Annotated in this window: 9 protein-coding genes; 8 read left to right on the top strand and 1 reads right to left on the bottom strand. The window is 75.4% G+C overall.

Annotation, left to right across the window (positions count from 1 at the left end):
* The first annotated feature begins 188 nt into the window (after window positions 1–188).
* Both ACFW1A_RS34205 and ACFW1A_RS34210 read left to right on the top strand, forming a co-directional pair.
* Entirely contained in the window at window positions 189–785 is a 597-nt protein-coding gene (locus tag ACFW1A_RS34205) for a hypothetical protein (RefSeq protein WP_380416061.1), read from the top strand.
* A 42-nt stretch (window positions 786–827) separates the two neighbouring features.
* A complete protein-coding gene (locus tag ACFW1A_RS34210) occupies window positions 828–3,062 on the top strand; it encodes a bifunctional polysaccharide deacetylase/glycosyltransferase family 2 protein (RefSeq protein ID WP_380416063.1) in 2,235 nt (744 codons plus the stop codon).
* Window positions 3,063–3,101: 39 nt separating this feature from the next.
* On the opposite strand, the gene ACFW1A_RS34215 is transcribed toward ACFW1A_RS34210, so the two are convergent.
* On the bottom strand, window positions 3,102–4,304 hold the full coding sequence (locus ACFW1A_RS34215; RefSeq protein ID WP_380416065.1) for a glycosyltransferase: 1,203 nt from the start codon (window positions 4,302–4,304) through the stop codon (window positions 3,102–3,104).
* Window positions 4,305–4,689: 385 nt separating this feature from the next.
* Between ACFW1A_RS34215 and ACFW1A_RS34220 the strand changes: the two genes are divergently transcribed.
* The 6 genes from ACFW1A_RS34220 to ACFW1A_RS34245 form a co-directional block, all read left to right on the top strand.
* Complete coding sequence (locus ACFW1A_RS34220) at window positions 4,690–5,325, top strand: hypothetical protein (RefSeq protein WP_380416067.1); 636 nt, start codon at window positions 4,690–4,692, stop codon at window positions 5,323–5,325.
* Between the two features lie 12 nt (window positions 5,326–5,337).
* The gene (locus ACFW1A_RS34225) at window positions 5,338–6,423 is read left to right on the top strand and encodes a glycosyl transferase (protein WP_380416069.1); all 1,086 of its coding nucleotides are present in this window, start codon (window positions 5,338–5,340) and stop codon (window positions 6,421–6,423) included.
* Between the two features lie 212 nt (window positions 6,424–6,635).
* Window positions 6,636–6,782 (top strand): hypothetical protein, encoded by a 147-nt coding sequence (locus tag ACFW1A_RS34230; RefSeq protein ID WP_380416071.1) that lies wholly within the window; start codon window positions 6,636–6,638, stop codon window positions 6,780–6,782.
* Between the two features lie 30 nt (window positions 6,783–6,812).
* On the top strand, window positions 6,813–6,971 hold the full coding sequence (locus tag ACFW1A_RS34235; protein ID WP_380416073.1) for a hypothetical protein: 159 nt from the start codon (window positions 6,813–6,815) through the stop codon (window positions 6,969–6,971).
* Between the two features lie 283 nt (window positions 6,972–7,254).
* Window positions 7,255–8,571 carry a YcaO-like family protein gene (locus tag ACFW1A_RS34240; protein WP_380416075.1) on the top strand — a complete coding sequence of 439 codons (1,317 nt, stop codon included), beginning with the start codon at window positions 7,255–7,257 and terminating at the stop codon, window positions 8,569–8,571.
* A 22-nt stretch (window positions 8,572–8,593) separates the two neighbouring features.
* Window positions 8,594–9,013, top strand: a 420-nt coding sequence (locus ACFW1A_RS34245) for a hypothetical protein (RefSeq protein ID WP_380416077.1), incomplete at its 3' end; no start/stop codon positions are given.

Genomic DNA, 9,013 nt, shown 5'->3' on the forward strand with positions numbered 1-9,013 from the left:
CTCCGGTGTCGGCCGGAGCGGGCCGTGCTCACCTGCAGTGACTGAGCAGGACCCCCCGAATCCCGGGTGGACGGTCGGTATCCCCCGTGCCCGCCTTCCATCCGGCCGGCCCGGCCGGACCGGCGAGCGCCCCTCTCCCCCCGAGGCGCCCGGTCCGGCGGGCCGGACTTCCCCGTTGGGACTGGACCGTGACCGTCACCCTGTACGACCACGAGCCCGCGGCCGGGCAGCCGCAGCCCGGCGGCCCGGGTACCCCCGACCCCGCGGCCACCGTCGAGCTGCCGGTGGTGCGCCACACCGGCGGCGCGGCCGGGGCGACCCCGCCCCCCGTCTTCGTGGACTCCTCCGGGCGCCGCCAGCGCCGGGTGCGCCGGCTCGGCCTGCTGCTCGCGGTGCCGGCCGTCGGCTACCTGGCGCTGCTGGTCAGCACGGTGCTGGGCGGACCCACCGTCAGCGCGCCGTTCCTGCCGCTGCCGCAGCCCCCCGCGGCCACCGCCGCCCCGGCGCCCGACGCGGGCGATCCCGCCCCGGCCGACTCCGGCAGCCCGGCCCCGGACGCCGCGCAGCCGACCGGCGCCAGGCCGAGCGCCGGCGGGCACCGCTCGGCCGTCCCGGTGGCCGGTGCCACCCCGTCCGCCGAGGCCAGGCCCGGCGCGCCCGTCACCCCGGGCGTCCCGCCGGGCCAGGGCAACGGGAACGGGAACGGCGGCACCCCGTCCGCCGCGCCGAGCCACGGCCACCACGGCCCGACCGGCAAGCCCAGCCACCTGCCCTGGCTCCCCTGACCGCCCCGGCCGTCCCCCGTCCGCCCCCGAAAGCAGCCCACCGTGAGTTCAGGCCGTCGCCGCAAGGCCCCCGCCCCCGTCGCCCGACCGCCCCGCCGGGGCCGGCGCGGCGTGGTCCGGCAGGGTCCGGTGCGCACCCACTGGCTGCTGCTCACCGCGCTGCTGCTCACCCTGACCTCGGCGCTGCTGCTCCAGGGCTACACCCAGCACCTCTACGACGACCGCCCCGACCAGGCCGCCGCGCCCGGTCCGGCCGACCGGGTGCCGGACGCGATCAAGAACGGCGGGCCGGTGGTCCAGTCGGTCGGCGGCACCGCGCGCAGCGCCGTCCCCGCACCGGGCACCGTCTCGCTCACCTTCGACGACGGGCCGGACCCGCGCTGGACCCCGCAGGTGCTGGACGTGCTGCACCGGGCGGGGGTGCACGCCACCTTCTTCGTGGTCGGCACCCAGGCCGCGCAGAACCCGGACCTGATCCGGCGGATGGTGGCCGAGGGCCACCAGATCGGCATCCACACCTTCACCCACACCGACCTGGGCGCCGCCCCGGCCTGGCGCCGCTCGCTGGAGCTGCGGGAGACCCAGCTGACGGTGGCCGGTGCCGGCGGGGTGACCAGCTCGATGCTGCGGCCGCCGTACTCCTCCAGTGCCGACGCGCTGGACAACCCGACCTGGGACGCGGTCCAGCAGGCCGGCCGCGAGGGCTACCTCACCGTGCTCACCACCCGGGACAGCGAGGACTGGCAGCGCCCCGGGGTGGACCGGATCGTCGACACGGTGCTCGGTCCGCCGGCCGGCGACCCGGCGCAGGCCGGGCCCGGCGGCCAGATCGTCCTGCTGCACGACGCGGGCGGCGACCGCTCGCAGACCGTGGCCGCGCTGACCGCCCTGATCCCGAAGCTGAAGGCGACCGGGGTCAGGTTCACCACCGTCAGCGAGGCGGTGGGCCTGCCCGACCCGGTCCGCCCGGCCGGCACCGCCGAGCACCTGCAGGGGTTGGCGCTGATCTGGGTGATCGAGGCCGGCGGCTGGATCGTCAACGGACTCGGCTGGCTGCTGCTGGCCGGCGGCGTGCTGAGCGTGCTGCGCGCGGTCGCGGTGGTGGTCGCGGCCCGCCGGCACACCCGGCTGCGCCGCCGCGGCTGGGGCCCGCCGGTGACCGAACCGGTCAGCGTGATCGTGCCCGCCTACAACGAGTCGGCCGGCATCGAACCGGCGGTGCGCTCGCTGCTCGCCTCCGACCACCCGCTGGAGGTGGTCGTGGTGGACGACGGCTCCACCGACGGCACCGCCGACCTGGTGGAGTCGCTGCGGCTGCCGCACGTGCGGGTGATCCGGCAGGCCAACGCGGGCAAGCCGGCCGCGCTGAACACCGGGATCGCGGCGGCCCGGGCCGAGCTGCTGGTGATGGTGGACGGCGACACGGTCTTCGAGCCGGACGCGGTGCGCAAGCTGGTGCAGCCCTTCGCCGACCCCGGGGTGGGCGCGGTCTCCGGCAACGCCAAGGTGGTCAACCGGGGTGGCCTGCTCGGCCGCTGGCAGCACATCGAGTACGTGGTCGGCTTCAACCTGGACCGCCGACTGTTCGACCTCGCCCAGTGCATGCCCACCGTGCCCGGCGCGGTGGGCGCCTTCCGGCGCCGGGCCCTGCTGGGCGTCGGCGGGGTCGGCGAGGAGACCCTGGCCGAGGACACCGACCTGACCATGGCGCTCTGCCGGGCGGGCTGGCGGGTGGTCTACGAGGAGGGCGCCAAGGCCTGGACCGAGGCGCCGGCCTCGCTGGGCGCGCTCTGGCGCCAGCGCTACCGCTGGTGCTACGGCACCCTGCAGGCGATGTGGAAGCACCGCGGCGCCCTGGTGCAGCGCGGCCAGGCGGGCAAGCTCGGCCGGCGCGGCCTGCTCTACCTGCTGGCCTTCCAGGTGCTGCTGCCGCTGCTGGCACCGGTGGTCGACCTCTTCTCGCTCTACGGCACGGTGTTCATCGACCCGCTGCGCATCGCCGGGCTCTGGGCGGGCTTCCTGCTGGTCCAACTGCTGATGGGCGCCTACGCGTTCCGCCTGGACAAGGAACGGCTGGGCCCGCTGTGGAGCCTGCCGCTGCAGCAGTTCGTCTACCGGCAGCTGATGTACCTGGTGGTGATCCAGTCGGTCTTCACCGCGCTGGCCGGCAGCCGGCTGCGCTGGCAGCGGATGCAGCGCTACGGCTCGCTCCGGCTGCCGCCGCCCACCGAGGGTGCGCAGCAGCCGGCCCCGGCGCCGGCGGGCCACGGCGGCTGAGCCGGCGCCCGGCCGGCCCGCCGCCGCCCCGGCGCCCGATCAGGCACCGCTGCGCGAGCGGTACTTGGCCAGATCACCGATCGGCGCGGTCGGCCGCCAGGTGCACCACTGGGGCGTCTCGGTGCGCGGCGCCGGACCGTCGGGGTCGGGCAGCGCGCGGGCGTGGTGCAGGTGGACCAGGGTGTCGCCGAACCGCTCCACCCCGCCGAGGAAGTCGGCCCGCCAGGCGAAGTCGTTGTCCTCGCCGCCCCAGCCCTCGAACCGCTCGTCCATGCCGCCGCTCCAGTCGAAGAGCCGGCGCCGCACCCAGATGCACCCGCCGGGCGGGCGGCGCAGGAACACCCCGCGCAGCGCGGCGTGGTCGACGGCGTCCTCGCCCTTGGCGCAGCGCAGCGCCACCGCGCGGTCGCTGCTGTCCGGATCGGCGAAGACGATGTCCCGGTAGGGCCAGTGCACCTGGAGGGTGGGGTCGTGGTCGAAGCGGCCGGCGCCCCGGGTCAGGAAATCGGCGTCCGGCAGCACGTCGCCGTCCAGCACGCAGACCAGCTCGTCCGGCCCGCCGCCGTGCACCACACCGCAGTTGACCGCCCAGGCCTTGTTGAACGGGCCGGGGTTGTAGGCGAACAGGTAGCGGTCCGCGTACGGCTCGACGGTCGCCTGCCAGCGCGGCTCGCTGTCGCTCTCCACCACCACGATCCGGTACGTCCCGCGCGGCAGGTCCTGGTCGGCCAGGCTCGCCAGGCAGGCGGCCAGATTGCGGGCGCGGCCGTCGTGCGGGTCGCGGGCGCGGAACGGGACGACCACGGTGATCCGGGTGGGGGTGCTGCCCGGTCCGCGCCGGGACCGGTCGACGGTGGCCAGGATCTGATCGACCGTCATGGGCGCTTCGACGGGCAGCTCGGCCACCTGCTCGCCCAGGTGCAGGCCGAGCCGGGCGGTCTGCTCGATCACGTCCAGCACGGCCGTCAGCTCCCACTCCAGGGTGGGCCGGTCGGCCAGCACCTCGGCGACGGCCAGGCTGAGCCGCCGGTGCGCCGCCGCCTGCCGGGGGGTGCGGGCCAGCTCGTCCAGCGGGCCGGCCAGGCGGGGCTCGGCGCGCAGCAGTTCCAGGATCCGCTCGTGGTCCGGCCGGGTCCAGTGCCACCAGGGCGGACAGGTGCTCTGGGCCTGCGGGTCGAAGGCCAGCATGGCGCAGTCGGCGAGCCGACGGGCTCGGCGAAGGTGGGTCGACAGGTCGCTCAACTCCTCTGGGCGGGTGGCGCGTCATCGTGCGCGGCAGCGCGCGTGCGGTGCGCGTGTCGTCGCACGCGTCCTCGCGCGGGTCATCGGGCTCCGGGCGCCGGATCGCGCACGTCGGAGCGGGTCGATGGTTGATCGAGGTGATGTCTTTGGTCTGGACCACTGCGAACGTAGCAGCGTAATATCCAGCGCGGCAAGGGAAGTTCGAAGGTACAGACCACCCATCAAGCCCCATCACGGGCAGAATCCGCCGACATTTCGCAACTGGTAGTGCCGCATACATGCTTCGGGGGAGGCATCGTTGTCCGTTGCAGATTCGCGTGCCTCCGGCGGGTCGACCGCCGGTCCGAGAACCAGAGCCGACCGGACGGCTGTCGCCCAACGCCTGGTGCTGGACCATCCGGACTGGTCCGACCGCCGCATCGCCACCACCAGCGGTCTGGCCACCAAGACCGTCGCCGCCCTGCGCCGCGCCGCGCAGGACGTGCCCGCGCCGGCCCGCCGGGTGGGCAGCGACGGACGGGCCCGCCCGATGCGCACCGCCGAGGGCCGGTCCCGGGCCGCCGAGCTGATCCGCGGGGATCCCGGCCTGTCGCTGCGCGAGATCGCCCGCCGGGCCGACATCTCGGTCGGGACCGCCCGCGACGTCAAACAACGCCTGCTGCAGGGGCTCGACCCGGTGCCGGCCGGGCAGCGCCAGGGGCGCTCCGGGGACGGCGGTGACGAGGTGCCGCCCGAGGTCTGCGCCGCGCTGGAGGAGCGCAAGCAGCTGCTGAGGCGGCTGTCCCGGGACCCGGCGCTGCGGCACAGCAGCACCGGCCGGGCGCTGCTGCGGGTGCTGATCACCCATCACGCCCAGGCCAGCGCCTGGCAGCGGCTGGCCACGGCCGTCCCCTCGCACAGCGCGCCGGCGGTGCTGACCCTGGCCCGCAACTGCGCGGCGGACTGGGCCAGCCTGGCCGAGCACATCGAGACCCTGCTGGACCGGCACACCATCAGTCCCAGTCCGTCGCACGGCGGCTGACCGAGGAGAGGCATGCCAGAGATCCTGTTCCTGACCCGCGGCCACGGGTTCGGTCACGCGGCCCGGGACCTGCGGGTGATCCGGGAGCTGCGCCGCCGCCCCGGGGTCACGGTCCGCGTGCTGGCCAGCGGCAGCGCGCTGACCTACTACCGGATGCGGGGGGTCGACTGCCTGCCGGTGGCGATCCCCGACGAGGACGACCTGGGCCCCGGGGCGGCGCAGGCGCTGTGGCGGGCGCTGGCCGGCCTGCCCCGCCCCGACCTGGTGGTCTCCGACGAGGTGCCGGCGGCCCTGCCGTTCGCCGAGCGGGTCTGGCGGCGGCCCTGCGTGCTGCTGCTCTGCGCGCTGAACGCGGAGTGGGGCCGGCCGGAGGCGGACCGGTACCTGGACGGGGCCGCCGAGGTGCTGGTGCTCGACTTCCCGCAGACCCGGGCGCCGCACTACGGGACGCGGGCGCCGCTGGACTTCCTCGGTCCGGTGGTGGAGCGCTACGCCGTCGGGCGGGCCGACGCCCGGCGGCGGCTGGGCCTGGCCGAGCGGACGGAGGTCGGCGTGCTCGCGCTCGGCGGCATGACCGGTCGGCCCGAGAGCCGCCGGATGGCCGCCGCCGCGCTGCGGGCCTGGCGCGCGCACGCCCGCCCCGGGGCCCGGCTGCTGGTGCTGGCCGAGCCGGACCCGTCCCTCGACGACGGGGGACCGGGCGGCGGCGAGGTGGTCTGGGCCGGTGTCTCGGCGGAGCCCGAGCTGTACTACCGGGCGGCCGACGTGGTGCTCAACGACGCCATGGGGTCCAACCTCTGCGAGCTGGCCTGGAACGGGGTGCCCGCGGTCGCGCTGCTCGACGGCGCGTCGGCGGCCGAGGCGCCGCGGACCTTCCACGAGCGGGTCCGGCTGCTGGCACGGGAGCGGCTGATCGAGGCGGCGGCGGTCGAGGACGGCCCCGCGGCCGTCTGGCAGGCCGTCGAGCGGGCCCGGGCGGGCGCGGCGCGGCCCGACGCGCGGGAGGGCTTCGGCTGGAGCAGCGGCGGGGCGGTCGCGGACCGGCTGCTCGACGCCCTGGACCGGGCGCTCGGGCCGGCCGGCGCCCCGCGGCCGTGACCGGCGCCGTGCAAGTTCGGACATGCTCAGTTGCACACCCGTCGCGGCAGGTCAGGGCGGAATCGAACCGGTGGTGCGCAGGCGGCCGTTGACGGCTTTCCGGGGCCCGGGTTGAATGACGGACCAATTGAGCCGCGGATTTTCCCGGACTGCCGGGAAAGGGCCGGTGCGGCCGCCCCGCGACTTTTCTTCGCACCGAGAGGGGAAATGACATGCCGGTTTCCGTCGTTGAGGACACCCGCCTGGACCTGGCGCTGTCCGAGGAGGAGAACGTGCAGTGGGAGGAGCTGCTCTCGGACGACATGAGCGCCTCCTTCCGCTACTGCTGCTACACCTGCACCGGCTGCAGCACCTGCTGAAGCCCCACTTCGTACCGAGAGGAGAACGACATGCCGGTTTCCGTCGTTGAGGACACCCGTCTGGACCTGGTGCTGTCCGAGGAGGAGAACCTCCACTGGGAGGAGCTGCTCTCGGACGACATGAGCGCCTCGTTCCGTTACTGCGTTTTCTCCTGCGGTGGCTCCTGCGCGGGTTGCACCACCTGCTGACACGAGCGCCAGGGCGGGGCGCCCCGGTTTCCGGGGCGCCCCGCTCCACGATTCGCCGGCCGTCCGGATTCCGGTCCGGACCGGCCCGTGCAACTGCGGACGTGCCCGGTTGCACAGCCCCGCCGCAGGCCGCGGCCGGTATCCGAAGAATTCTCCGCACCGACCGGTTGACGGACCGTCGGCCGCCGTATTGACTGGCGCCGCCATTCGGTCGCGGATTTCCCGGGGAACGGAATTCCCGGCAGCACGTGCGTATTCGAAGTACCGAGAAGGACAGGAGCAGATGGCCATCGCCTCCGACCGCCCGGACAGCTCGGCCGAGCGCCGCTTCCGGGCCTCCCCGCTGGGCAGCCTGGTCTCCCCGGTCGGGCTGATCGGCTCGGTCCGACCCGTCCGGCTGCGCGGACTGCCCCGGCTCAAGATGGCGATGGCCTCGGTGGGCAGTGGCCGCCCCGGGCACACCGGGTCCACCGACGAGGGCGGCGGGGGCGGCAGCCGGGTGCTGGACGACGAGTACCTCGCGTACCTGGTCGCCGCCGCCGAGGCCGCCGAGCGCTACGCGGGCCGCCTGCCGCACGAGCGGCCGCGGCTGGCCACCCGGGCCGAGCTGGACGGCGCGGTGCTCGACACGAGCCGCCTGCCGCGCTGTTCGGAGCGGGAGTTCGCCGATCCGCGCTGCCCGGTCCGCCGCTACGACCCCGACGCCCCGATCCACTGGAGCCGGGGCCTGGACCTGATGACGGGTCGGCCGACCTGGGTGCCGACGGTGATGACCTGCTACGGCTTCCACGCCCACGGCGCCGACCGGCTGGTCTTCCAGATCTCCACCGGCTACTCGGTGCACACCGATCCGCAGAAGGCCCTGCTGGGCGGCCTGCTGGAGCTGTTCGAGCGGGACAGCGTCGCGCTGACCTGGTTGCAGAAGCTGCCGCTGCCGCCGGTCGACCCGGCCGTGCTCGGCCCGGCGAGCCGGGAGCTGCTGGCCTGGGGCGAGCGGCGGTTCCTGCGGACCCTGCTCTTCGACGCCAGCACCGACCTGGGCGTGCCCGCCGTCTACGCGCTGCAGATCGCCCCGCACGACGAGAACATCCGGCAGATCGTCGCGGCGGGCAGCGGACTGAGCCTGGCCGAGGCGGCCGAGCGCTGCCTGCTGGAGCTGATGACGATCCGCGACTGCTTCCGGGTCGACGGCGAACTCCCCTCGGACTACTCGGACTTCGAGTTCCTGGACGGTTCCCGGATGATGGCGCTGCCGGTGCACGCCGACGCCTTCGCCTTCCTGACCCGCGGGCTGGCCGACCGCCGGCCCTCGGCCGGCCCGCCGCCGCTGCCCGCGGAGCCCGGGGCGGCGGTGGCGGAGCTGCTCGACCGGCTGGCCGCCGCCGACATGCAGGCGGTGGTGCTCGACCGGACCTGCCGCGAACTGCGCGGGGTCGGCCTGACCGCGCTCACCGTCGTGGTCCCGGAGCTGCAGCCGATGTCGCTGGACCCGCTGGTGCAGTACCGCGCCCACCCCCGGCTGGCCGAGGCGCCGGTCCGGATGGGATTCGTCAGCCTGCCGGAGGAGGAGCAGAACCAGTGGCCGCAGCCGTTCGCGTGAGGGTCCGGGGCGGTGGGCCGCGGTGATCGCCTGGTCCCTGGCGCCGGGCCTCGGCCTCGAAGCACCGCCCGGTCCGCCGGCCGACTCCCTGCTGCTGACCGACCCGGTCACGGGGGAGGCGGTGCCGGTGCCGCTGCTCGACCCCGGCCTGGCCGGGCCGCTGCTCGCGCTGCGCGGCGGGCCCCGCACCGAGGACGAACTGGTCGCGTCGGCAGCGCCGTTCGGCGAGCTGCTGGAGCGTCAGCTGACGCTGCTGCTGCACCGGGGTGCGCTGGCCCTGAGCTGTCGGCACGACGGGCGCGAGCTGCTGCGCGTGCAGGTGGGCGGCGAGCTCGGCACCGTCGTCCGCCGCCGGCCGGAGCCCGCGGACCGGATCCGGCTGTCCCGGTTCGCCTGCCTGCGCCGGGTCGGCGGGGAGCTGGTGGTGGAGTCGCCGACCGGG

Origin of the sequence: Kitasatospora sp. NPDC058965, assembly GCF_042741245.1 — a bacterium.
Taxonomy (GTDB): Bacteria; Actinomycetota; Actinomycetes; order Streptomycetales; family Streptomycetaceae; genus Kitasatospora.

Excerpts from the sequence above, each read along its gene's own strand:
- ACFW1A_RS34235 (WP_380416073.1), top strand. The coding sequence starts at position 6,813 with ATGCCGGTTTCCGTCGTTGAGGACACCCGTCTGGACCTGGTGCTGTCC.
- ACFW1A_RS34240 (WP_380416075.1), top strand. The coding sequence starts at position 7,255 with ATGGCCATCGCCTCCGACCGCCCGGACAGCTCGGCCGAGCGCCGCTTC.
- ACFW1A_RS34230 (WP_380416071.1), top strand. The coding sequence starts at position 6,636 with ATGCCGGTTTCCGTCGTTGAGGACACCCGCCTGGACCTGGCGCTGTCC.
- ACFW1A_RS34225 (WP_380416069.1), top strand. The coding sequence starts at position 5,338 with ATGCCAGAGATCCTGTTCCTGACCCGCGGCCACGGGTTCGGTCACGCG.